Source organism: Streptomyces sp. NPDC002536 (assembly GCF_053594995.1).
The window spans coordinates 1-23409 of sequence record NZ_JBSFWU010000027.1 but is presented as its reverse complement, the minus strand read 5'-3'; the positions used below and the strand labels follow the sequence as shown (position 1 = coordinate 23409).

Annotated in this window: 23 protein-coding genes and 1 pseudogene; 9 read left to right on the top strand and 15 right to left on the bottom strand. The window is 70.6% G+C overall.

The genetic code is table 11. From position 1 onward, the window contains the following. The first annotated feature begins 10 nt into the window (after positions 1-10). Positions 11-1237, top strand: coding sequence for a cytochrome P450 (locus ACWD4B_RS12795; RefSeq protein ID WP_451420782.1), 1227 nt, complete (start codon positions 11-13; stop codon positions 1235-1237). A gap of 13 nt (positions 1238-1250) precedes the next feature. Here the strand turns inward: ACWD4B_RS12795 and ACWD4B_RS12790 are convergent, their stop codons facing one another. Both ACWD4B_RS12790 and ACWD4B_RS12785 read right to left on the bottom strand, forming a co-directional pair. Next, positions 1251-1976 (bottom strand): MgtC/SapB family protein, encoded by a 726-nt coding sequence (locus ACWD4B_RS12790; protein WP_451420781.1) that lies wholly within the window; start codon positions 1974-1976, stop codon positions 1251-1253. Between the two features lie 49 nt (positions 1977-2025). Further along, on the bottom strand, positions 2026-2997 hold the full coding sequence (locus ACWD4B_RS12785; RefSeq protein ID WP_451420780.1) for a glycerophosphodiester phosphodiesterase family protein: 972 nt from the start codon (positions 2995-2997) through the stop codon (positions 2026-2028). 332 nt (positions 2998-3329) lie between these two features. On the opposite strand from ACWD4B_RS12785, the gene ACWD4B_RS12780 reads away from it, so the two are divergent. The 4 genes from ACWD4B_RS12780 (at position 3330) to ACWD4B_RS12765 (ending at position 8960) form a co-directional block, all read left to right on the top strand. Beyond that, on the top strand, positions 3330-4529 hold the full coding sequence (locus ACWD4B_RS12780; RefSeq protein WP_451420779.1) for a phosphatidylserine decarboxylase: 1200 nt from the start codon (positions 3330-3332) through the stop codon (positions 4527-4529). A gap of 3 nt (positions 4530-4532) precedes the next feature. Beyond that, positions 4533-5915, top strand: coding sequence for a S10 family serine carboxypeptidase-like protein (locus ACWD4B_RS12775; RefSeq protein ID WP_451420778.1), 1383 nt, complete (start codon positions 4533-4535; stop codon positions 5913-5915). 104 nt (positions 5916-6019) lie between these two features. Next, a complete protein-coding gene (locus ACWD4B_RS12770; protein ID WP_451420777.1) occupies positions 6020-7783 on the top strand; it encodes a hydroxysqualene dehydroxylase in 1764 nt (587 codons plus the stop codon). A 73-nt stretch (positions 7784-7856) separates the two neighbouring features. Beyond that, positions 7857-8960, top strand: coding sequence for an alpha-hydroxy acid oxidase (locus ACWD4B_RS12765; protein ID WP_451420776.1), 1104 nt, complete (start codon positions 7857-7859; stop codon positions 8958-8960). A 170-nt stretch (positions 8961-9130) separates the two neighbouring features. Here ACWD4B_RS12765 and ACWD4B_RS12760 read toward each other — a convergent pair whose 3' ends face one another. The 9 genes from ACWD4B_RS12760 to ACWD4B_RS12720 form a co-directional block, all read right to left on the bottom strand. Further along, the gene (locus tag ACWD4B_RS12760) at positions 9131-10243 is read right to left on the bottom strand and encodes an FAD-dependent oxidoreductase (RefSeq protein ID WP_451420775.1); all 1113 of its coding nucleotides are present in this window, start codon (positions 10241-10243) and stop codon (positions 9131-9133) included. Between the two features lie 41 nt (positions 10244-10284). Next, entirely contained in the window at positions 10285-11469 is a 1185-nt protein-coding gene (locus tag ACWD4B_RS12755) for an acyl-CoA dehydrogenase family protein (protein WP_451420774.1), read from the bottom strand. Between the two features lie 21 nt (positions 11470-11490). Continuing rightward, positions 11491-12441, bottom strand: coding sequence for a 3-hydroxyacyl-CoA dehydrogenase NAD-binding domain-containing protein (locus ACWD4B_RS12750; protein WP_451420773.1), 951 nt, complete (start codon positions 12439-12441; stop codon positions 11491-11493). Then, complete coding sequence (locus ACWD4B_RS12745; RefSeq protein ID WP_451420772.1) at positions 12438-13205, bottom strand: acetoacetate decarboxylase; 768 nt, start codon at positions 13203-13205, stop codon at positions 12438-12440. Before ACWD4B_RS12745 ends, ACWD4B_RS12750 begins: the two co-directional genes overlap by 4 nt. After that, positions 13202-13966, bottom strand: a complete 765-nt coding sequence (locus ACWD4B_RS12740) for a crotonase/enoyl-CoA hydratase family protein (protein WP_451420771.1) — start codon at positions 13964-13966, stop codon at positions 13202-13204. Before ACWD4B_RS12740 ends, ACWD4B_RS12745 begins: the two co-directional genes overlap by 4 nt. Next, positions 13963-15156 (bottom strand): CaiB/BaiF CoA transferase family protein, encoded by a 1194-nt coding sequence (locus ACWD4B_RS12735; RefSeq protein WP_451420770.1) that lies wholly within the window; start codon positions 15154-15156, stop codon positions 13963-13965. Before ACWD4B_RS12735 ends, ACWD4B_RS12740 begins: the two co-directional genes overlap by 4 nt. A gap of 163 nt (positions 15157-15319) precedes the next feature. Next, on the bottom strand, positions 15320-16228 hold the full coding sequence (locus ACWD4B_RS12730) for a LysR family transcriptional regulator (protein ID WP_451420769.1): 909 nt from the start codon (positions 16226-16228) through the stop codon (positions 15320-15322). A gap of 36 nt (positions 16229-16264) precedes the next feature. Beyond that, positions 16265-16660, bottom strand: coding sequence for a VOC family protein (locus ACWD4B_RS12725; protein ID WP_451420768.1), 396 nt, complete (start codon positions 16658-16660; stop codon positions 16265-16267). A 2-nt stretch (positions 16661-16662) separates the two neighbouring features. After that, positions 16663-17382 carry an NADPH-dependent F420 reductase gene (locus ACWD4B_RS12720; RefSeq protein WP_451420767.1) on the bottom strand — a complete coding sequence of 240 codons (720 nt, stop codon included), beginning with the start codon at positions 17380-17382 and terminating at the stop codon, positions 16663-16665. A gap of 94 nt (positions 17383-17476) precedes the next feature. Here ACWD4B_RS12720 and ACWD4B_RS12715 point away from each other — a divergent pair, with 94 nt between their 5' ends. Continuing rightward, positions 17477-18442 (top strand): helix-turn-helix transcriptional regulator, encoded by a 966-nt coding sequence (locus tag ACWD4B_RS12715; protein WP_451420766.1) that lies wholly within the window; start codon positions 17477-17479, stop codon positions 18440-18442. A 16-nt stretch (positions 18443-18458) separates the two neighbouring features. Here ACWD4B_RS12715 and ACWD4B_RS12710 read toward each other — a convergent pair whose 3' ends face one another. Beyond that, positions 18459-18785: a hypothetical protein gene (locus ACWD4B_RS12710; protein WP_451420824.1), complete on the bottom strand. Its 327-nt coding sequence runs from the start codon at positions 18783-18785 to the stop codon at positions 18459-18461. A 132-nt stretch (positions 18786-18917) separates the two neighbouring features. Then, a complete protein-coding gene (locus ACWD4B_RS12705; protein WP_451420765.1) occupies positions 18918-19643 on the bottom strand; it encodes a TetR/AcrR family transcriptional regulator in 726 nt (241 codons plus the stop codon). A gap of 105 nt (positions 19644-19748) precedes the next feature. Here ACWD4B_RS12705 and ACWD4B_RS12700 point away from each other — a divergent pair, with 105 nt between their 5' ends. From ACWD4B_RS12700 to ACWD4B_RS12690, 3 genes are read left to right on the top strand one after another with little or no spacing between them, the layout of a single operon-like run. After that, complete coding sequence (locus tag ACWD4B_RS12700; protein WP_451420764.1) at positions 19749-20084, top strand: darcynin family protein; 336 nt, start codon at positions 19749-19751, stop codon at positions 20082-20084. After that, complete coding sequence (locus tag ACWD4B_RS12695) at positions 20081-20491, top strand: hypothetical protein (protein WP_451420763.1); 411 nt, start codon at positions 20081-20083, stop codon at positions 20489-20491. Before ACWD4B_RS12700 ends, ACWD4B_RS12695 begins: the two co-directional genes overlap by 4 nt. Further along, on the top strand, positions 20488-22050 hold the full coding sequence (locus ACWD4B_RS12690; RefSeq protein WP_451420762.1) for a multicopper oxidase family protein: 1563 nt from the start codon (positions 20488-20490) through the stop codon (positions 22048-22050). The genes ACWD4B_RS12695 and ACWD4B_RS12690 overlap by 4 nt, the downstream gene beginning before the upstream one ends. A gap of 157 nt (positions 22051-22207) precedes the next feature. Here ACWD4B_RS12690 and ACWD4B_RS12685 read toward each other — a convergent pair. Together ACWD4B_RS12685 and ACWD4B_RS12680 are read right to left on the bottom strand one after the other, a co-directional pair. After that, positions 22208-22699 (bottom strand): annotated as a pseudogene (locus ACWD4B_RS12685) (MFS transporter); the annotation flags it as partial. Positions 22700-22802: 103 nt separating this feature from the next. Next, the gene (locus tag ACWD4B_RS12680; protein WP_451420761.1) at positions 22803-23300 is read right to left on the bottom strand and encodes a nucleoside deaminase; all 498 of its coding nucleotides are present in this window, start codon (positions 23298-23300) and stop codon (positions 22803-22805) included. Positions 23301-23409 lie beyond the last annotated feature (109 nt).

Here is a 23409-nt window from a genome sequence, read left to right as displayed (position 1 = left end):
AGCCCGCCCGATGTCCTCCGAGACCCTCTTCCGCCGGATCACCGACTACGCGAACCGCGCCGACCCCTACCCCCTCTACGCCGAACTCCGCGAGCACGGCGTGGCACGGCAGGAGGACGGCAAGTACCTGGTGGGCACGTACAACGAGATCACGGCGCTGCTCCACGACCCGCGCGTCAGCTCCGACGAGCGCAACCGCACCGAGCCCGACCCCGACCTCCTGCCCGAGGAAGGACTGCCGCCCGCCTTCATCAGGCGCGACGACCCCGAGCACGACCGCCTCCGCCGTCTGGCCATGCGGCCCTTCGGCCCGCCCCACTCCCCCGGCAGGATCGACTCCCTGCACGGCGACATCACCCGCATCGCCGGGCAACTGGCGGACGGCCTCCGGGACAAGGAACGCTTCGACCTCGTCGACGACTTCGCCTTCCCGCTCCCCGTCACCGTCATCTGCGACCTGCTCGGCGTACCGGCCGAGGACATCCCCAAGGTCCACATCTGGGCCGACACGGTCGTCAGCGGACTCGACTTCACCCCCGGAGAGGACCCGGGACCGCGCCGGCGCGCGGCCCAGGAGGCCCGGATGGCGATGGGCCTGTACCTCGGCGAGCTCGCCGAGAAGCGGCGTGCCCATCCCGCCGACGACATGCTCTCCGCCCTCGCCAACGACGACGGCCCCGACGGACGGCTCACCCAGGAGGAGCTGATGGTCACCGGCGTCCTGCTCCTGATCGCCGGACACGAGACCACCGTCAATCTCATCACCAACGGCATACTCACCCTGCTCCGCAACCCCGAAGCGCTCGAACGGCTGCGTACGCAACCGGACTTGATGCCGAGTGCCGTGGAGGAACTGCTGCGCTACGAACCCCCCGTGCAGTTCCTGCCGCAGCGCACCCCGCTCGCCGACATCGAGGTCGGCGGGGTCACCCTCCCCAAGGGCTCCCCACTGGTCCTCGTCCTGGCCTCCGGCAACCGCGACCCTCTGCGCTTCGCCGAACCCGACCGCTTCGACCCCGCCCGCCGGGACAACGTGCACTTCGGCTTCGGCAGCGGCATCCACAACTGCTTCGGTGCGCCGCTGGCCCGCCTGGAGACGCAGATCGCCCTGACGACGCTCCTCGACCGCCTCGACGGCCCCGGCGGTCTGCGGCTGTTGGAGGATCCGCCGGAGTACCGCCACAGTCCCGTACTGCGCGGCCCGCGCCACCTGCCCATCGGGCAGGAGGGGCGCTGAGCCACGGCCGCTCTCACTCCCCGTCCGGCTCCGTGCGACGGCACACCAGCACTCCGGCGACCGCCGCCAGCCGGGCCGTGAGCGCACCGGCGTCGCCGCGCCCCTGCACCACCAGCGCGATCTCCACCACCTGCTCGGAATCGCGCCCGACGGGGCCGGAGAGGGTGCGCACTTCGTGCACGGAGAAGCCGGCCTGCGTGCACCGGTCCAGCAGCTCCCGCAGCAGGCCCCGCCCCTGGAGGTAGGCGATGCGGTACCCGGCCGTCCCTCCTCCCGGGGACGGGAGGAGGGCCAGCGCAGGCCGCAGGACGTAGGAGATGGCGAGGTACGCCGCGACGGCCAGCGTGGCCAGCAGGGGCAGACCGGCAGCGGCGGCCGCCCCCACCGCCGCGGTCAGCCAGATCGTCGCCGCCGTCGTCAGCCCCTGCACCGAGCCGCGGTGCACGAAGATGACGCCCGCTCCGATGAAACCCAGCCCGGACACGATCTGGGCCGCGACCCGGGACGGGTCGAGCACCACCGTGCCGAGGTGCAGCACGTCGGTGAACCCGTACTTGCCCACCAGCATGAACACGGCTGCCGCACTGCCGACCGTGGTGTAGGTCCGCAGCCCGGCCGCCTTGTGCCGCAGCTGCCGTTCGATCCCGATGACTCCCGAGAGCAGCAGCGCCTCCAGGAACTCGACGACCTGCACCCAGCCTTCACCGACCGGCTCGACCACCTCTGCCAAAACTGCCATACCGGCTCAAACGACTGAAACCTCCACGCGCTACGGCCGCCCGGCGGCTTCAGCGAGGGGCGGCCGCCGTCATGGTGCGCGGGGAGTCGACCAGAACGGCGCTGGCGCCGAGCTTTGTGGCACCGGCCAGGTCGGCGGGGGTGTTGACCGCGAACATCACGATCGGCAGTCGGCGCCCGCTGCCGGGCGCGGAGCGGAAGCAGGCGACGGACTCGCGGGTCCACAGCTGCGCGGTGACCGGGGAGTCGCCGGTGCCGAGCGTGAACTTCTCCTGGAGTGTCATCTGCCGCTTGAACTCGAATCCGGCCCATGAGGCGGCAGGGTTCGGTGTGCTCTTGCAGGCGTGCTCAAGGGCGACTTCGGCCAGGCGCTGGCGGGTCGCGTCCCTGGACTCGGCGACCTGCGCCCCCGGCACGGCGGCCAGCAGCCGGGTCACTTCCGCATCCGTGGAATAGAACTTCACTCTCCCCCATGCCCTCTGCTCGTTCAGCACGCGCGTGACGGCGTCGACGACGTGCCGTGCCGGGGTCTGCTTCAGGTCGAGATAGACCTGCTTGTCCTGCGGGATCGCGTCCAGCGCGGCCTGGAGCGTGGGGATCGGGACGGGGTGCGAGCGGTAGGGGTACGAACCGTCCGGGCCCTTGAAGTTGTAGCCGGCGTTCAGCCCGGCCAGCTCGTCGAGGGTCTTGTCGGCCACTGCCCCGGATCCGTCGGTCAGCGCGGACAGATCGGTGGGGCGGTAGAGCACCGGCACCCCGTCCTCGGTCGCCTGGACGCTCAGCCACTCACCGTCCACACCTGCCGCCAGGGACCGTTCGACGGCTTCCAAGGTGTTCTCGGGCGCATCGCCCGTCCCCGCACGGTGCGCGATGATCGCCGGTCCGGAGCGCGCGTGTACCGCGCCGTTGCCGGCCGGGCGGGTCGAGGGCGAGGTGATGCCCGTCAGCGCGGGCACGGCACAGGTCAGGGCCACGGCTGTGGCGCAGAGCGAAAGCCGGCGGGACTTCATCATCAGCTTCATGGTCAGCTCCTGGTCGGGGACTTCACACTCGCCGAGGCCTTCGCAAGTGCCGGCCGGGTCTCGCGAGCGGTCCAAGTCATTGTGGACCGCATCAGCTTCGGGCACCCGCCGCCACGCGATGGGGCGAAGTTGCCTGTGGGACCCGTGGGACGGCGATGCGGAGCTCTCGTGGTGCGTGTGTGACGTATGCCGTCTGGTGATGAGGAAGTCGACGCAGCAGCATCATGGCAGGGAACGCATTCGTGCCCAGCGTCTCCCTTTCGCGGAAGTCGGGGTCCGGACCAGTCTTGCCCGGGTTCGACATCCACCGAAGCGGAGGGGGCGGGCAAGCAATGCAGGACGACATCCATTTCTCCAAGACCCTCGATGAGTTCCTCGACAAAATCAGGGGGTGGTACGACGGCGACTACCAAGACTTCCGGACCATGTACGACAAGGCGGTCAAGGGAGCGAAGCGGAACCCGAAGAACACACCGCCGCCGGTGCAGTACGACTGGCGGAACAAAACCATCCAGGACCTGTGCGACTTCTTCACGGACTGGTACAACTGGCGCCCCGGCGTCGACGACGGGCTGAAGTACATCGAGAAGTTCAGCTGGCTCAGCTACGACAACCCGGCCGGCAAGTACTTCATGTCCGTCCGTACGGGGTACGACATGACCGCCGACTTCACGCACCTGCAGGGCTTGCAGATGGACGATTCGGGTCCGTCGGCGAAGGCGCTCATCGACCGGTGGATCGACCAGCTCGGGTCGAAGCGCATGGACGACTACAAGGTCAAGGACTGGTCGACCTTCAACGAGTTCTTCGTCCGGGAACTCAAGGAGGGCAGGCGGCCGGTCGCCGACCAGGAAGACAACAGCGTCGTGGCCGCCCCGGCCGACTGCGTCATCAACATGATCGTCGACCGGCTGACCGAGCTCACACGGATACCGGTCAAGACGGTGTCCATGAACGTCGCGCAGTTGCTCCACGACTCCAAGTACGCCGGTCACTTCATCGGCGGCACGGCGGTGTCGTGCATCCTGATGCCCGACAGCTACCACTGGTACCACTCCCCGGTGGCAGGTGAGGTGGTGGAGGCCAACCCGGGGATCGGCGGTCTCTACTACGGGTTCCGGGACTTCCCCGACCTGCTCAACAACGGGGATGTCGGATACGGCTACGACTACAGCGAATTCGACCGGTTCCGCCGGGGATACCTCATCTTCAGGACGGTGTACCCGGATGCCCACGGCCATCCGCACGAGACGTACGTCGCGCAGGTGCCCGTCGGCCTCAACTCGATCGCCTCCGTGAACTTCCGGAAGAAGTTCCAGAACGTCACCGATCCGGTCCCGGTGGAAAAGGGCGAGAGGATCGGGAACTTCAAGTACGGCGGGTCGCTGAACATCCTGCTGTTCCAGAAGGACACGTTCCCGGCTCTGCAATTGCTCCAGGGGCAGCGCATCGGGCTCCTGGAGGACCCGCAGCGGGGGGCCAAGCTCTTCGACCACACCTACCGCACGCGGCCCCAGCGACGCGAAAGGTAGGCCATGTCCTCAACAGAATCCTCCGGACCCTCGGACCTCGTCGCCTCGATCCCCGCGAACATCCCCGGCACCCTGAGCATCGACTTCACGCAGAAGGTCCGCTCCTACGCCGGACACGTGCACATCGACAGCACGGAACATCCGGGAAAGAAGAACCACCTCTTCTACTGGTTCTTCGAGAGCCAGACCTGCAGCCCCCATGTATCGGTGCACGACCAGCAGGAGCTGATCAGCCGCACGCCGCTGCTGATCTGGCTCAACGGCGGCCCCGGCGCCTCCTCCCTGCTGGGCCTGTTCCTGGAGAACGGGCCGCTGTCCATCGGTGACGACGCCGCCGGGACGGTATCGGTGACCGACACCACCTGGAACCAGGAGGCGCACGTCGTCTACTGGGACCAGCCCATCGGCACCGGATACAGCTACTCCGACGCCCGGGGCGAGTTGGTCCACGACGAGGGCGCCCTCGCCCGGATGTTCTGCAAGGGCCTGCAGGAGTTCTTCGTCCTGCACCCGCAGTACGCGCAATGCCCGCTGTACGTCTGCGGAGAGAGCTACGCCGGCAAGTACGTACCGGCCATCGCCCTGGAGATCGACAAACAGAACCGCCGGCACAAGGGCGGACAGCACATCAACCTGAAAGGGATATCGGTCGGCAACGGCTGGATCAAGCCCGAGCTGTCGCTCCGCGTTCTGATCGACTACGCCTATACGGCCGGGTTCCTGGGCATCAGCGAGAAGGAAGCCCTGGACGCGTCTTTCGCCGATGTCCGGGCCGCCCTCGCCGCAGGCGACATGCCGAAGGCCACCCGGCTCGGCAACGCCCTGGTGACCAGGACCCTGGCGTACGGAGGGAACTTCGACCTCTACGACGTACGGCGCTGGGACGACATACCCATGGGGGCGCTGCGCGCCTACCTGGACAGCGAGAACGTGAAGAAGTCCCTGCACGTTCCCACGGACGTCACATGGCAATGCGCCGACAACGACGGCGCGGTGGCCGACGCGCTGGTGAACGACAACATGGCGGACGCGTCCGGGCTGTACGCCGAGATCCTCGAAAAGGGCTACAAGGCCGTCCTCTACACCGGGAACTTCGACACCGCCTGCGGATACCGGAGCACCGAGGAGATCCTGGACGGCCTCATGAAGCAGAAGGGCAGCCACGAGCACGCGGAGTGGCGCAACGCTCCCCGCCTCATCTGGACGCAGGCGCAGGGAAACCCGAAGGGATTCGTCCGCCGCCACGGGAACCTGACGCAGGTCGCCGTGCCCGGCTCCGGACACCAGGTGCCGGCGTTCCAGCCGCAGATCTGCCGGGAGATGCTCTACAACTGGCTCTTCGAGCGCCCCTTCCCCGGCTACGACCCGCTGCACCCGATCAAGTAGTTCGGACCGCACGTTCCGCAGGCGCTCTACCGAGGCACGTGAGTCACCCCTATGCTCCAGCGCACCATCCAACCCTTCACTTGCGGCAGGGAGTTGCTGGAGCTGTGGAACGTACGGGCAGTACCCGCAGAGGTTTCATCGGCGGTGCGACGGCCGTGGCCGCCACGGCGGCGCTGGGCGGGACGGCGCGGGCCGCGGGCCGCGCCGCCGGCGGCCGGTCCGTCGCCGTGCTCGGGGGCGGCGTCGCCGGGCTGACGGCAGCGCACGAACTCGCCGAGCGGGGCTTCACGGTGACGGTGTACGAGCGCAAGGACGCCTTGGGCGGCAAGGCGCGCAGCATGGACGTACCCGGCACCGCCGCCGGCGGCCGCAGACCCCTGCCCGGGGAACACGGCTTCCGCTTCATACCGGGCATCTACCACAACCTGCCGGACACCCTGCGCCGCATACCCTTCCCCGGCAACCCGAACGGCTGCTGGGACAACCTGATCGCGCCGAGCGAGACGCTGGTCGCCCGCACCGGGCGCGAGGACATCCGCCTCCCCATCCCCGGCGGCAGCCGCAGGCCGTCCCCGCTCACCCTGGACGATCTGCGGCGGACGCTCGTGGGCTTCTTCGAGACCTCCTTCCGCGTGCCCGCCCACGAGGTCGTGTACTTCGCGGAACGGTTCCTGGTCTGGCTCACCAGCTGCGAGGAGCGCCGGACGCAGGACTGGGAGAACGTGCCGTGGTGGGAGTTCACCCGGGCGGCGCGCATGTCCGCCGACTATCAGCGGCTGCTGTGCATCGGCCTGACCCGCAACATCGTGGCGACCAAGGCCGAGGTGGCGAGCACCAGGACGGTGGCGACCCTCGGCGAGGCGTTCGTCCTCAACGGCCTGGGCCTGGGTGCGGACGGCCCCATCGACCGGCTCCTGAACGCACCCACCAACGAGGCGTGGATCGGCCCGTGGGTGACGTATCTCCGTTCCCTGGGCGTGGAGTTCCACACCGGATGGGCGGTGAAGGACCTGCAGCTGGAGGGCGGGCGGATCACCGGCGCCGTCCTGGAGGACACGGACGGCACCCGGCACACGGCCGAGGCCGACTGGTTCGTCTCCGCGATGCCCGTCGAGCACGCCAGGACGACCTGGAACGCCGGCGTGCGGGCGGCGGATCCGCAGCTGGCCCGCTGCGACAGCCTGCGCACGGACTGGATGACGGGCATCCAGTTCTATCTCTCCGAGCCCACCCCGATCGTCCACGGCCACATCAACCACATCGATTCGCCGTGGTCGATCACTTCCATCTCCCAGGCCCAGTTCTGGTCCGGCCACGACTTCCGGCGCGACTTCGGTGACGGCACGACGGCCGACTGCCTCTCCTGTGACATCTCCGAGTGGGACAAGCCGGGCATCCTCTATGGCAAGACGGCCAAGCAGTGCACCCGCGAGGAGGTGGCCAAGGAGGTGTGGGCCCAGCTGAAGGCGGGCCTCGACGACACGGGCCGCGAGGTCCTCAAGGACTCCGTCCTGCAGTCGTGGTTCCTGGACCCGGCCGTCCGGCTCGGCGGCGGCCGGGCCACCAACGACGAACAGCTGCTCATCCACCCCGTCGGCACCTGGCCCAACCGCCCGACCTCCCGTACCGCCATCCCCAACTTCTTCCTCTCCGGCGACTACGTCCGCGTCGACATCGACCTGGCGACGATGGAGGGCGCCAACGCCTCCGCCCGCCAGGCCGTCAACGCCCTGCTGGACAAGGCCGGTTCGGGAGCGGAACGGTGCACGGTGACGCCGCTGTACCGGCCGCAGGAGCTGGAGGGGTTCAAGCAGCGGGACCGCCTGCGGTGGCGGCTGGGACTGCGGAACGCCTTCGACGTGGGGTGACCCGCCCCCCCCCCGGGAGGCTGGCCGGATGCGGGCTTGTCCGCGGTCGGCGGGGCCTGGTGAGGTGATCGCCGTGTCGGTGAACGCCTCCCCCGGCTCCGGGGACCGGAACTTGATCACGCTGGACGACTACCGTGCCGCGGCGCGGCCGTTGGTCGAGCCCTCGGCGTGGGACTACGTCGACGGCGGCAGCGGCGACGAGACGACCCTGCGCGAGAACCTGGCCGGCTACCGGCGCCACCGGCTGCGCCCGCGCGTCCTCGTCGACGTCTCGCGCTGCGACATGCGCACCACGCTGCTCGGCTCCCCGGTCGCCCTGCCCGTCGGGGTCGCCCCCACGGCCTTCCACGGGCTGGTCTCGCCCGAGGCCGAGCCGGCCTGCGCCCGCGGCGCGGGAGCGGCGGGCGCGCTGATGGTGGTCAGCACGTTCGCCACCACGCGGCTGGAGGACGTCGCGCGGGCGGCGACGGGGCCGTTGTGGATGCAGCTGTACGTCTTCCGGGACCGTGCGATCAGCGAGGACCTGGTCAAGAGGGCCGAGGCGGCCGGGTACCGGGCGATCGTCGTCACCGTGGACGTCCCCGTCCAGGCGCGCCGGACACGGGACCTGCGCAACGCCTTCGCCCTGCCGCCGGGTCTGGCACCGGCGAACTTCCCCCAGGGCCCCGCCGACGGCTCCGCGGCCGAGCTGGCCGCGCGGGTGGGACGGCTCATCGACCCCGCCCTCACCTGGGACGATCTGGCCTGGCTGCGCTCGCTGACCCGGCTCCCGATCGTCCTGAAGGGCGTGCTGACCGCCGAGGACGCGGCGCGCGCAGCCGAGTCGGGGATCGCCGGGATCGTGGTGTCCAACCACGGCGGCCGCCAGCTGGACGGCTCCGTCACCGGCCTCGACGCACTCCCCGAGGTGGTCTCCGCCGTCGCGGGACGCTGCGAGGTCCTGGTCGACGGGGGCATCCGCCGCGGCTCCGACGTACTGGTCGCCCTGGCCCTGGGCGCCCGGGCGGTCCTCGTGGGGCGGCCCGTGCTGTGGGGCATGGCCGTCTCGGGAGCCGAGGGCGCACGGGACGTGCTGTCGATCCTCGCCACCGAGTTGGAGACCGCCATGGCCCTCTGCGGCCGCCCCGACCTCGCATCCGTGGACGCGAGCCTGCTGCGGCCCGAGCGGGCTTGGTGAAGTGCGGTGCGCAGTCGCGCCCCAAAGGGGCGCGGGGCAGTCACACATGCGGCTCCGCCGCGTGGGCGCGACCATCCCCCAGCTACCTCCCCCAGCTACCGCTGGGGGTGCCCCCAGGAGGTGCCCCCAGGCGAGCCCGCAGTCGACGCACTGCACTTCCCACGCAGCGATTAGAAGTCACCCGCACGGTTCCGCGTGGCAGCGGCAACCGCGGCGAAGCCGTGGTCGAGCATGTCCGTCTCGTACGAACGGACGGCATCGAGCAGGGGTGCGCCCGAAACCAAGTGGGAAGCGAGCAGGCCCGCATCGTGGATCGCGACGCCGGCACTGGTTCCGGCCGGGGGCATCGGGTGCGCCGCGTCACCGACCAGGGTCACCGGCACTGGCGGCCACGATTTCGGGCGTTCGGAGGTCTGGATGCCCGCGGGTACGACGTACCCGAGGTCCCCCAGCCGGATCAGCGCGCTCAGCGAGGGGTCCCAGTCCGCGACGGCCGTTGCCGCCAGCTCCAGCAGGTCCGCGGCACCGAGCCCGAAGAATCCGGGGCCGCAGACACGGGACGGGGCCTCCAGGCCCCACATGACGTAGTCGTCGGCCGCCGGCAGCCCGAAGTCGGCCGGGCTGCGGCGGAACCGCTGTGCGGCCAGCGCGAGGCGGCGGCCGTCCGGACCGTTGACGCCCAGGAAGCCTTCGAGCGCCGGCCGCGGTGTCAGCTCCCGCGCCCGGGCAGTCAACGGCGTGCGGCCGTAGATCAGTCGACTGTCCTGCGCGGTCACCCGGAAGTCGGGCAGCAGTTGGCGCCGGACGCCGGAGTTGGCCCCGTCGGTGGCGACCAGCAGGTCGCCCTCGGCGGTGGATCCGTCGGTGAGGAAGACCCGCACGGTTCCGTCGGCCGGCAGTTCGTAGCGGGAGAATCCGGCGCCGAACCGGGTCGAGTCCGTCAAGTCCCGCAGCATGATCCGACGCAGCGTGAGCCGGTCGACGGTGATACCCGCGGCACCCGGGGGGAGTTCGATCCCGGTGACGTCCCGCAGGTCGGGCCCGGCCATGCTGACCCCGCCGCCGGGTATGCAGGACGTGGCGACGGCCTGCTCGTACGCCTCGGCGGGAAGCCACCTGCGCAGCGCCGCGTCCCCGTCGTCGTTGATGTGGATCCGGTACCCCTGCGCACGGGCGTCGACGGCGGGGTCCCGCTCGAAGAGCTGTACGTCATGGCCGTGCCGGCGCAGGCCGTGCGCGAGGCACGGTCCTGCCAGTCCGGCTCCGATGATCAGAACACGCATGGTCAACCCCCTTGGAGACAGTAGAGAGTTGATACCATCTGTCACGCAAAAGCGCTGTGCCCGGTGATCGACTTGCCGACGATGAGGGTGTTCATCTCCCGGGTGCCCTCGAACGAGTAGACCGCCTCGGCGTCGGCGAAGAACTTGGCGATCTCGTACTCGAGAACGATGCCGTTGCCGCCGAAGAGTTCACGGGCCCAGGCGACGCATTCCCGCATGCGCGTGGTGGTGAACGCCTTGGCAAGAGCCGCCTGTTCGGCGCTGTCACGGCCGGCCGCGGCGAGCTGGTTGAGGCGGACGACCATGCCGAACATCGCGGTGATATTGCCGAGCATCTTCACCAGCAGGTCCTGGATCAGCTGGAAGGATGCGATGGGCTTGCCGAACTGCACGCGGGTCGCCGCGTATTCGCGGGCGAGTTCGTAGGCGCGTACCGCGACCGCCAGCGCCTGCCAGGCCACTCCGCCGCGCGTGCGTGCCAGGACGGCGGCGGTGTCACGGAAGCTGTCGACCCGCTGCAGGCGGTCGGCCTCGGGGACCCGTACCTCGTCGAGGGTGATGTCGGCGTTCTGCACGGTCCGCAGCGCGATCTTGCCTTCGATCTTGGTGGCGGTGAAACCGGGCGCACCCTTCTCCACCACGAACCCCTTGACGTTGCCGTCGGCCGTGTCACGGGCCCAGACCACGACGAGATCGGCGAAGGTGCCGTTGCCGATCCACCGCTTGGCGCCGTTGAGGACCCACGTGTCGCCCTCGCGCCGGGCGGTGGTGCGCATACCGCCCGCGACGTCGGAGCCGCCGTCGGGCTCGGTCAGGGCGAAGGCGCCGATCTTCTTCATCGCGGCCATGTCCGGCAGCCAGCGGTCGCGCTGTTCCTGGCTGCCGCCGCCGTAGATGCTGCCCATGGCCAGTCCGGTGTGGACTCCGGAGAAGACCGCCAACGACGGGTCGACGCGGTTGAGTTCCAGGTTGAGGAAGCCGGAGAACAGTTCGCTGCGGCTGCGGCCGTCACCGTACTCGGGGTAGGCGTATCCGGCCAGGCGGAGCTTGGCCATCTTCTCGATGACCTCGAAGGGGAATTCCGCCCGCTCCCAGGCGGAGTCGGCCAGCGGCTTGATCTCGCTTTCCAGGTAATCGCGGATGGCGGCCAGTTCGGCCCTTTCGGCATCGCTGAGCAGGTCGGCGTATCCGAAGAAATCAGGGGTGGGGTTGGCGGGCTTGGGCATCGGTGACTCCTTACGTGAAAATCAGCTGTGGTCGGCCTGGCGCAGCGCCGCGTTCAGTGCGAGCTGTTTGCGGTCGCGGAGCACGGCCCTCTGCCGGTACGCCTCGGGGCCGCTCCCGTACGCGGCCTCCGTCTGGCCGACGAGCGTGGCGACGGCGTCGGCGTCCAGCTCCGGGCGGCCGAGGCGCTGCCAGCCCTCGGCGAGGCCGGGTCCGAGATGCTGCATCATGTGCCGGATGCCGCCGGGGCCGCCGCCGAGGTGGAAGCTCTCGAAGGGGCCGACGGCGGCGTAACGGCCGCCCAGGGACGCCTTCATCACCGTGTCGAGTTCCCCGGCGTCGACCACGCCGCTCAGGACGAGGTGGATCGCCTCCTGGAGGACCGCGCTCTGCAACCGGTTGGCCGCGAACCCGGGGAGTTCCTTGTGCAGCCGCACCGGCGCCTTGCCCAGTGCCTGGTAGAAGGCGATGGCCTCCTCCACTGTCTTCTCCGCGGTGCGCTCGCCCGGCACGATCTCCACGAGCGGGACGAGGTGCGGCGGGTTGAAGGGGTGCGCGACCAGCAGCCGTGCGGCGGCGTCGTCCGGCAGCCGCTCCGCGATCCGGGTGGCGACGATGCCGGAGCTGGAGGTGGCCAGCAGCGCGTCGGCCGGGGCGTGCCGGGCGATGTCGGCGAACAGCCGCTGCTTGAAGTCCAGTTGCTCCGGGCCGTTCTCCTGGACGAGCTGCGCTCCTGCCACGGCCTCGGCCAGGTCGTGGGTGGTGCGGATACGGTCGCGCAGCTCCGCCGCGTCGTTGCCGGGCAGGCCGGCGGCGAGCATCGGCAGTGCCTCGTCCACGGCCGCGTCCAGGTCGTCGCGCGGGTCGGTGACGGTCACCTCGATTCCGTACGAGGCGAACAGTGCGGCCCACGCGAGGCCGATGGTGCCGGCGCCGACGACAGCAGCGGTCCTGCAGGGAGCGGTGTCGGTCATGACGGGTCCCCCTCGGTCGGGTGGTCGTGCAGGTAGTCGTGGACGGGTACGGCCCGGTCCAGCGTGAGATCCGTGACGATGTGGCTCGCCGAGACGACCTCGCGCACCGGCAGGTCCGCCAGCGGCGCCAGCACGTGCGCGAAGAGCTGGAGCCGCGCGGGCCCGGTGTGGGCCTCCTTGACCACGAGGTCGGTGATCTGCGTGCGGACGAGCTCGCAGACGCGCGGCGAACCGTCGTAGTCCGGAACGGTCTTGAGCATGTACGTGGGCACGGCGATCTGCTCGCGGGCGAGCTCCGGGTCGAGCGGGTGGTGCTTGTAGCCCATCGTGGCGGTGGCCACCCGCACGCTCCCGTAGTCCAGCGTCCCGACGAGTGCGGCGTGGTCGGTGTACAGGGCCGGTGTGCCCATCGCCTTCGGGTAGGCGCTCACTTCGCGGCCCGCGGCGGTGGCCGCGAAGCTGTCCAGGTACATGGCGTGCAGGTACTCGCCGCGCTCGTCCCCGTACCGCACGGGGATCGCCTGTCCGGCCTCGACGTACGGGCCGTAGCTCGTGACGTCGCCCATCTTCATGACCTCGAACCGCACCAGCGGTTCGCCGGCGTCGACGGTCAGCGGCTCGGGCACCACGGCCCGCAGCGCCTCGGGGTCGGTGCGGTAGACGATGCTGAGGTATTCGCGGTCGGTGAAGCGGACGGCGGCGGGGGCGTACGCGGGCGCTGTGACGGGTGTGTCGAGGGTCCGCAGGATCTGTGCGCGGTTCATCGTCCGCTCCACTCCGGCGCGCGCTTCTCGGCGAAGGCGCGGACCCCTTCGGCGAAGTCGGCCGAGCGCAGCAGTGCGCCGATCTCGGCGGCCTGCGCGGCGAACGCCTCCGACTCCGGTGCGCCGTCGGCCTGTTGGACGGTCCTCTTGACCGCGGCCAGGGCCAGCGGCGCGTTGGCCGCGATCTCCTCGGCGAGCTCCAGGGCTGCCGGAAGGGCTTGGCCGTCGGGGGCGATGCGGTTCACGACGCCGAGGTCGCGGACGCGTTCGGCGGTGACCGTGCGGCCGGTGAGGAGGAGTTCCATGGCCAAGTGGTGCGGGATGCGCTTGGGGAGCCGTACGACTCCCCCGCCGCCGGCGATCAGTCCGCGCTTGACCTCGGGGAGGGCGAAGCGGGCGCCCTCGGCGGCGACCACCAGGTCGCAGGCCAGGGCGAGTTCGAAGCCGCCGCCCAGGGCGTGGCCCTCGACGGCCGCGACGATCGGCTTGGCGGTACGGGCCTCGGTGAGCCCGGCGAAGCCCTTGCCGGGGACGGTCACCTGTTCGCCGCGGGCGGCGGCCTTGAGGTCCATGCCCGCGCAGAAGGTGCCACCCGCGCCGGTGAGGACACCCACCCGCAGAGCGGGGTCGTTCTCCAGGCGGTCGACGGCGGCGGCGATGCCTTGGGCGACCTCGGCGTTCACGGCGTTGCGGGCCTGCGGGCGGTCGATCGTGACGACGAGGACGTTGCCGACGGTGTCCGTGCGGACGGTGCTGTTCATCGCCGCGCCTCGACACCGCGGGCGAGTTCGCCGAGCACCTCGGCGGTGTGCTGGCCGGGCAGGGGTGCGTGGCGGCGCACCGAGGCCGGGGTGGCGGAGAACGCGAGCGGGATGCCGACCACCCGGTAGGCGCCCTCACTGGGGTGTTCGGCGACGTCCAGCAGGTGGCCTCCCTGGACGTACGGGTCCTCGGCGGCCTCGTCGAGCCGCAGCACGGGGCCGAAGGGAATGCTGTGCTTGGTGCACACCTCCGCCCACTGCGCCGTGGTCAACTGCGGCGTCACGGTCTCCAGCAGTGCGGCCAGTGCCTCCCCGTCGCGCGCGGAGTCGATGAATTCGCCGTTGACGCGCGGGTCCTCGGCGAGGTCGGGGCGTCCCGCCGCGGCGAACAGGTCGCGGAAGTTCTGCGGGCTGTACGGGATGACCATCGCCAGGCCGTCCTTGGTCGGACGGGCCCGGTGCCCCTTGTTCATCGACAGCGGGAAGCCGGTCGGGCCCATCGGCGGCTCGAAGGTGCGGCCCTGGAGGTGCTCGACCAGGTTGAACGCCAACAGCGTGTCCACCATGGGCACTTCGATGTGCTGTCCGCGGCCGGTCGCACGCTGGTGGACGAGGGCGGCGAGCGCCGCGTACACGATCGTCAGCGCGGCGACCTTGTCGCCGAAGATGCTCGGCAGCACGACCGGCGCCCCCACGTCGCCGGCGCGCTCCGCCAGATCGAGCAGCCCGGAGGCCGCCTGCACCGTCTCGTCGTACGCGGCCAGCCGGGCCCGGTCGGAGTCCGAACGGAAGCCCTGCGCATGGGCGTAGACGAGGCGGGGGTTGCCCGCGGCGAGGCTGTCGTGGTCCATGCCCAGGCGGCGCAGGGCGTCGATGCGCATGTTGGTGATCAGAATGTCGGCGGTGCCGATCAGCTCAAGGGCCTGGGCGTGCTCGCCCTCGTCCTTGAGGTCGAGCGTCACGCTGCGCTTGTTGCGGTTGACGTTGAGGTTCAGGGGCGTCATGCCGGGCGTGCGGTGCAACGCGCCGACGCGCACGGTGTCGTTCGGGGACTCGATCTTGATGACGTCGGCGCCGAGGTCGCCGAGGATCTGCGCGGCGTACGGGCCCATCACCACCGTGGCCATGTCGATGACGCGCACTCCGGCCAACGGGCCGCCGGATGTGCCTGTTTCTGCTGCGGATTCCATCACCACTCCTTTTCCAGGAGAATTCCCGGGGTTCCCCGGGTCGCATGGAAAACGCTAGTCCGGGGCAGTGGGGAAACCCAAGCGATCAGTGACACCGATGCACGAAAAACGGCGTGACCGCAGTGGTCACGCCGTTATCGGGGCCAGGGATCGCTCGGATCGCTCAACAGGGATCGGCGGGAGCGGAGAACACGGTCCCCGCCTCCCGCACCAGACCGTGCAGGTCACCGTCCGGCTCGGCCCGGTCCCGGCGCCAGACCAGCCCGGTCGCCAGCGAGGGCGAGAAGTCCCGGAACGGCAGGACGACGCTCGCAGCGTTCTCGCCCTCCCGGCCCTCCGCACTCAGCAGCGTCATTCCGAAGACCGAACCGTTCGCCACTATTTCGCGCACGCTCGCATAATCCCCGATATTGAGGTTGATCTCCTTGTGAATTCCCGCGGCTTTCAGGCGCACCTTGAGCTGGTCGAAATATGTGGGAAGCGTGCCGGGCGCGGACGTCACATACGTGTAGTCGGTGAGCTCGCTCAACGACACCGAGCTCCGGCCGCCGAACGCGGCGGCCGGCAGCAGCGCGCCCAGCGGCTCGTGCAGCAGCTCCAGCACCTCGATCCCCTCGGCGTGCACGGGCAGATGCACCAGTGCCATGGCGAGGTCGCCGCGCTGCACGGCGTTCAGGAGGTTCCCGCTGTTCCCGGGCCAGCGCTTGACGTCGAATTCCTCGGCGCAGCGCGCTTCGAGCCGCCCGAGCCGCTCCCGCAGCTGCGGATGCAGGGCCGGCACCACCCCCACGTACGCCGCCCGCCGCTCGGGCCCCAGGGCCCGGCGCAGCTGCCAGGGAAGGTCGTCGAACCGGCCGAGGACGTCCTTCGCGACCGGCAGCAGCGCCGCGCCGGCGCGGGTCAGCGCCACATGGTGCGAATCCCGGTCGAACAGCCGCTGGTCGAGTTCGCGTTCCAGGTCCCGTATCCGCTGACTCAACGGCGAGGTGGCCATGTGCAGTTGACGCGCGGCGCGGGAGAAGCTGAGGTTCTCGGCGACCGCCACGAAGTAGCGCAGGTGAAAGATCTCCACTGCCGGACCCTATCGGGGGCGGTCGGGGGGTGGGGATCAGTGGGTGCCGTGGATGCAGAAGGGCTGGCCGGAGGGGTCGAGGAGGACGGTCCAGTGCTTGCCGCCGGGCTGGTGGGCGGGCCTGGTGGCGCCCATCTCCAGCAGCCGCTTCTCCGCCTCGGCGACGTCGGGGAAGGAGAAGTCCATGTGGAACGGCAGGTCGTCCTCGGGCCAGTTGGGGGCCCGGTGGGAGGGGGAGGCGTAGAAGAGGTACATCGCCCCGCCCGCGTAGAAGCCGCAGGCGGCCTCGTTGCCGTGCTCGTCGGGGTAGGTCTCGGTGACGGCGGCGCCCAGGGCGGTGGCGTAGAAGTCGGCCAGTGCGCGGCCGTCACGGGCCCACATCGCGTGGCACATGACCGTCCCGTTCAGGGGCCCGTCGGTCCTCGTCGTCATGGTCAGCGGACGACCTTGATGCCGAAGTGGCCGCCGAACTGCTGGCCCAGGCCGAAGCCGATGGCGGAGTGCATGTGCGCGTACATCTCCATGCCGCGGGCGCACACGAGCGGGCCGAGGTCGAGGACGTCGGTCCAGCCGTAGGACTTCAGCAGGTCGGTGGCCTGCTGCTTGGCGCCGGCGTCCTCGCCCGCGACGAACATGGTGTGGTCGCCGCCGCCGACACCGGCCGGGTCGACGACGGTGGTCTGCTCCTGGGTGACGAAGGACTTCACGACCTTGGTGCGGGGCAGGGCGCGCTGGATCTGCTCGCCGAGGCTGTCGGTGTCCACCGGCTCCAGCTTCGGCATGATCCCCCACGGGGTGGGCCAGGGGTGCTCCGGCTCGTGCTGGTAGACGAACGGCACGGCGTAGTCGATCAGCGCCTTGCCCGCCAGCTCGTCGGCGATGGCGGACAGGGCCGCCACCGCGTTGTGGCCGTCGATGCCGCTGATGACCAGGCCGTCGGCGGCGGCCGCGGCCTCGCCGAAGGTCAGCAGCGTGATGCCGGGGTGCTCGGCCAGGAACCGGCCGAACGGCGCGTTGCCCATCATGTCGGGCTCGGTGCGGGCCAGCGTGGCCTGCGGGTCACGGGTGCCGACGACCACCTCGTGGCCGAGTTCGAGCAGCTTGGCGATGTGGGCGCGGGCACCGCCACCGGTGCCGAGAACGGCAATCTTCATGGGGATTCCTCCTGGTTTGTTCCGTGCGGACAGAACCCACGCTAAGAGGATTTGAGGACAACCTGTGTCCTTTGACACGGGCATCATGGAATTCATGACGAGCGACATGACCGCCCGCATGCTGCGGTTGCTGTCCCTGCTGCAGACCCGGCGGGAGTGGTCCGGCGCCGACCTCGCCGAACGCCTCTCCGTGACCGTGCGCACCGTCCGCCGCGACATCGACCGGCTGCGCGAGCTCGGCTACCCCGTCGACAGCGCCCGCGGCCACGCCGGCGGCTACCGCCTCGCTCCCGGCGCCGACCTGCCGCCCCTGCTCCTCGACGACGACGAGGCCGTCGCCATCGCCGTCGTCCTGCGCACCGCCGCCGCAGGCAGCGGGCTGTCCGGCATCGAGGAGAGCGCCCTACAAGCCCTGGCCAAGCTCGAACAGGTCCTCCCCCGCCGCCTGCGCGGCCAGGTCGCCGCCCTGCAGAGCTCCCTCGCCGGTATCGCCTGGGAGACACGGGGACCGCGCGCCGACCCCGCGCTCCTGGCCGGCCTCGCCGTCGCCTGCCGCGACCACGAGATCATCGCCTTCGACTACACCGCCCGCCACGGCACCGCCACCCGCCGCCGGGCCGAACCCTGCCACCTGGTCGCCTCCGGCAACCTCTGGTACCTCCTCGCCCACGACTCCGACAAGGACGACTGGCGCCTGTTCCGCCTCGACCGCATCACCGACGTCACACCCACCGGCCGCCGCGTCCCGCCCCGCGCGGTCCCCGGCGACGACCCCGCCGCCTACGTCGCGGCCCGCCTCTCGGCCGCCCCCACCCGCTACCGGGCCATCGCCACCGTCCACGCCCCCGCCGACCGCATCCGCGCCCGCGCGCCGGGCCTGGCCACCCGCCTGAAGCCCGTCGACGAGCGCACCTGCCGCGTCGACGCCTCCGACGATTACCTCCCCCGCATCGCCCAGACCCTCGCCGGCCTCGACGCCGACTACGCCCTCGACGCCGACCCCGACGTCGTCGAGCACCTCCGAGCCGCCGCCCGGCGGGCCTTCAACGCGACGCGATGAACCAGCCTGCCGCGCCCTATGCGGCGCCGGCACCGGCGCCGGCGAGGAACCGGAACAGCACGGCGGCCTCTGCACGAAGCTCCGTGGCACGGTCGGCGTGCACGGGAGCCGTCAACTCGGCTGCAACGTCGAGCCGTTCCTTCGCCTCGGCCCGCACGATGTCCGCAACGCTGCGCTCGCTCAGCTCACGCCGCACCGCCTCGGTGGCGCCGGCACCGACCGGTGAGTGCTCAAGGGCCGAGCCGCGCAGCTCCGATGCGTCCACGGGCACCGCCTCGGCGTTGTCCAGCGCGGCGAGGGTCGCACGCAGGACCCTCACCGTGACCTTGTCCCGGGCGCGCATCGCTTCCGGCAGCGCTTGACGCATACGCATACGCAACGACATGCCAGCGATCGTAGGGCGGCGCCCCTGGATCGACAACGAGGTTTCCGCGCAGGCCGCATGGGCCCAAGCAGGGTGACGGACCCGCGTGAACTACCGTCCGGCCGACGGCTCGCCCAGTGCCGCCAGGACCTCGCGGACGGTGTGGTCGAAGAGCGGCCGGGGGTCGGTCAGGGCGAAGTCGAGATGGCCGAAGACCTCGACCGCCACGGCTCCGTACAGGCGGGCCCAGCAGGAGACGAAGACGTAGACGACCTCCAGCGGCACGGGTTCGCCGTCGAGGTGCTCGCGGACCTCCTCCAACTGGGCGGTCCAGGCCGGGTCCAGGCCGGTGGGCGGCCGGACGCCGCCGCGCCGCCACAGCTGGACCATCAGGCCGAGGAGGACGCCGCCGAAGCGCCAGCCGGAATCGTGCGCGACGGTCCCGGGCGTGGTGTCGGCGTCCGTGAGCGGCTTGGCGAAGAGCAGCCCGAACTCCTGGGGATGGGCGAGTGCCCAGCGGCGCAGTTCCTGGCAGGTTTCCGCCAGTTGCCGTCCCGGTTCGGAGGCCGGGTGGCGGTCGCGGGCCGTCGCCAGGGCAGTGGCCAGTTCGTCGTAGAGGGACGAGGCCAGCGCCTGGACCAGGTCCCGGTGGGCGGCGTAGTAGCGGTAGAGGCCGGGGGCCGTCATGCCCATCTCGCGGGCGATGGCCCGCAGGGTGACGGCGGCCGGCCCTTCCTCGACCAGCAGCCGCCGGCCGGTGCGCAGGATCTCGGCCAGCGCCTCTTCGCGGACGCGGTGACGGCGCCCGCCCGTGGAGGTTCCCGGAGTACTCGGCACGGTCGCCCGCCTGCCTTCCCCTTGACAAAGTTAACGCCTGTAACTTTAGCTGCTCCCGAAAGTTAACAGTGTTAGCAATGTTGGCAATCTCTTCGGGGGAGCTCCATGAAGTACGGCATCGTCCTCACCTACACGGTCACTCCGCGGTGGCTCGCGCTGTCGCGGCAAGAGCGCAACGCGATGCGAGCGGCACATCTGGAACCGGTCTTCGCCGCCTACGCGGACCGGGTGACGGCCCGGTTCTTCGACGCCGAGGCGTTCAACGGGCGGTTCTCGGACTTCGTCGTGCTGGAGACCGAGGACCTGGGCGCGTACTACTTCCTCGTCGAGGCCCTGCGCGACACACCCGTCATCAGCGAGGGCCATCTCGCCTTCGACGACGTCCTCCTGGGCGTCGAGGACGGGTTCCGGGCGTACGAGCAGGCCGGGCCGTCCCGGTGACCGCACACGCCGGATACGAGCGGCGGTGGCCGATGACGATGCTGCGGGCCACGGCCGTGCTGGTGCTCCTGGACACGCTCGCGCAGGCGGCCCTGGCCGGCCTGTTCGTCACCGGGGATCTCGACCTGCTGGCCTGGCACGCGGCCAACGCCGGTGTCCTGAGCGGGCTCACGATCCTGCAGACCGTGCTCGCGGCGGTGGTGTGGCGCCGGCTGCGCGGGCCCGGCCGGCTCGTCGCCGCGAGTGCACTGCTGGTCGGACTGGTCGGTGTGCAACGGGCGTTGGGCGAGGCGCGGGTGCTGGCCGGGCACATGCCGCTGGGGATGGCGGTCTTCGGCTGCGCAACGGCCCTGACGTACTGGGCGTTCACCTGCCGGACCGGGCTCCCTGCGGAGGTGCCCGCGTGAGCGTCCGTCATGCGAGCCGGCGCGGATTCCTCGGGCTGGCCGCCGGTGCCGGGGCGGCCATGACGGTGGGCGCGGCCGGCTGGTCCCGGCTGACGGGGGCGTCGACCGGACGCGTCCTGGCCAGCGCGGGGCCGCTGCCCGAACCGTTCGGTGTTCCGCTGCCGGTGCCGCCGGTGGCCCGGCCGGTGCGCAGCGAGCACGGCACGGACGTCTACGAGGTCGAGCAGCGCGAGGGGCGCGTAGGCATCCTGCCCGGCCGGAAGACCACGGTGTGGGGGTACGACGGGATCTTCCCCGGCCCGACCTTCACCGCTCGCTCCGGGCGCAGGACCGTGCTCCGGGTGCGCAACAGCCTGACCGTCCCCACCGTCACGCATCTGCACGGTGGCATCACGCCGCCGGATTCCGACGGCTACCCCACCGACCTGCTCCTGCCCGCCCGTTGCTCACCCGGGCAAGCGCACGAGGGCATGAAGACCGCTCACTCCGGGCGGACGACCGTCGGCTACCGCACCTACGCGTACCCGTTGCCGCAGCGGGCCGCGACGCTGTGGTACCACGACCACCGCATGGACTTCAGCGCCCCGCAGGTCTGGCGCGGCCTGGCCGGGTTCTTCCTGGTCGGAGACGCGGAAGAGGACCGGCTCCCGCTGCCCGGCGGCCGGCGCGACATCCCGCTGATGCTGTGCGACCGCTCCTTCGAGGAAGACGGTTCCTTCCGCTACCCCGCCCAGGGTCACGGCCACGACACCTTCCCCGACGGCGTGCTCGGCGACGTCCAACTCGTCAACGGCGCCCCCTGGCCCGTCCTGGAGGTGTCCGCCACCCGTTACCGCTTCCGCCTCCTCAACGCCTCCAACGCCCGCCGATACCGGCTCCAGCTGGCCGCAGCAGCAGGAGACGGTGGCGGGTACGGGCAGTTCGTCCGGATCGGCAGCGACGGCGGCCTGCTGGCCGCACCCCAGCCGCTCCACACGATCGACATGGCTCCCGGCGAACGGTGCGACGTCGTCATCGACTTCGCGGACCACCCCGTCGGCAGCCGGATCACCCTGCGCAACACGGCAGCCGAGGGCGGCATGCGCGACGTCATGCGCTTCCGCATCGTCCGCAAGGAGAAGGACGACAGCCGCATACCCGCCCGCCTGGCCGCCTCCTTCGAGAAGCTCACGCCGAGCGGGAAGATGCCGGTGCGCGCCTTCGACTTCCGCCGGACGAACACCGGTGGCAACCGGCAGATGTGGACCATCAACGGCCGACCGTTCAGCACCGACACCGTGCTGGCGTCCCCACGGCTGGGGAGCGTGGAAAGGTGGCGATTCAGCAGCGACTTCCACCACCCCGTCCACGTGCACCTGGCCCAGTTCCAGGTCGTCGCCCGGGGCGGCAGGCCACCGGCCGCCGGGGACGCCGGCTGGAAGGACACTGTGGACGTCCGCCCCTATGAGGTGGTGGAGGTCCTCGCGCGGTTCGCCGGGTACAAGGGGCGCTACATGCTGCACTGCCACAACCTCGAACACGAGGACATGGCGATGATGGCCAACTTCCGGGTCGTCTAGAGGAGATCGCTGAACCGCCCGTGACGTCCATGGCTTTTGCCAGTGCGGACGTTGCTGATCACGAACGATGTTCGGTCAATACCCGGCCGGTTCCGGTGCGTTCCCTGGTGCGGTGGTCTGCACGGGTCCGCCATTGCCGCCGTGCCGGGTAGCGCTATCCGACGGTGCCGACCAGCAGGCCGCCGAGCAGCGGACCGACGGCCATGGTGATGCCCTGGACCGCGCTCCAGACGCCGATGGCGCGGGCGCGTTCGCGGCGGTCGGTGAAGACGTTGGTGATGATCGCCATGGCGACCGGGGTGAGCATGCAGCCGCCGACGGCCTGCAGAGCGCGGAAGGCGATCAGCCGGCCGAGGGTGGGGGCGAGGGAGCACAGCAGGGAGGCGGCCGTGAACAGGGCGAGCCCTGCGCGGAAAACGCGGCGGCGGCCTATGCGGTCACCGGCCGAACCGGCGAGCAGCAGCAGCGAGAAGAGCATGACGAGGTAGGTGTCAACGGTCCACTGCAGCCCGGCGGTCGAGGCACCGAAGTCGTGCTGGACGGCCGGCAGCGCGGTGTTCAAGGCGGTGTTGTCGAGGCTGACGAGGAACAGGGCCGAGCAGCAGACGGCAAGGACCAGCAGCTGCTGCCTCGGGGACAGCTCGGACACGGAATCACCTTGGGGAAGATCGGCCGGGGACGGGGTACGGGAGACAACAGGGAAAGCGGCGGTGCACCGGCCCGGGGCGGTGCACCGCCCCGGCACAGCGGACTCAGGCAGTGGGGGTGCCGGCGACGCGGCGTTCGCCGCCGTTGCGCTCCTGCCAGAACCGGTAGACCTCGACGGCCTCGTCACACGGCTCGTAGTGCATGGGCAGCCGGCGGTCCTGCCACGGCTTGGCGAACTCTTCGTAGAAGGTGCCCAGTTCGAAGTACTTGCGGTCGTCGATGTAGTGCGGCTCGTAGGCGTCGCGGGTGGTGAGGAAGACGACCTCGTCCGGGGAGCAGTAGTAGAGCGAGCCCAGGCACATCGGGCAGGGGTGGGCGAGCACGTAGACGGTGGTGCCGGTCAGGTGCTCGGTGCCGAGCTTGGTGCAGGCCTCGCGGATGGCGAGGATCTCCGCGTGGGCGGTGGGGTCGCCGGTCTGGGCGACCTTGTTGGGGCTCTCGGCGAGGATCTCGCCGTCCTTGACGATGACGGTCGCGAACGGGCGGCCGCCCTCGGCGACGTTCTGCCGGGCGAGGTCGATGGTGCGCTGGACGAAATCCATGAAGGGGCCTTTCTGGCGAAGCGGGAAGGGGATGAAAGGGAGGGCGGGGCCCCGCGCCCCGTAAGGGGCGCGGGGCTGTTGACATATGCGGCTCCGCCGCGTGGGCGCG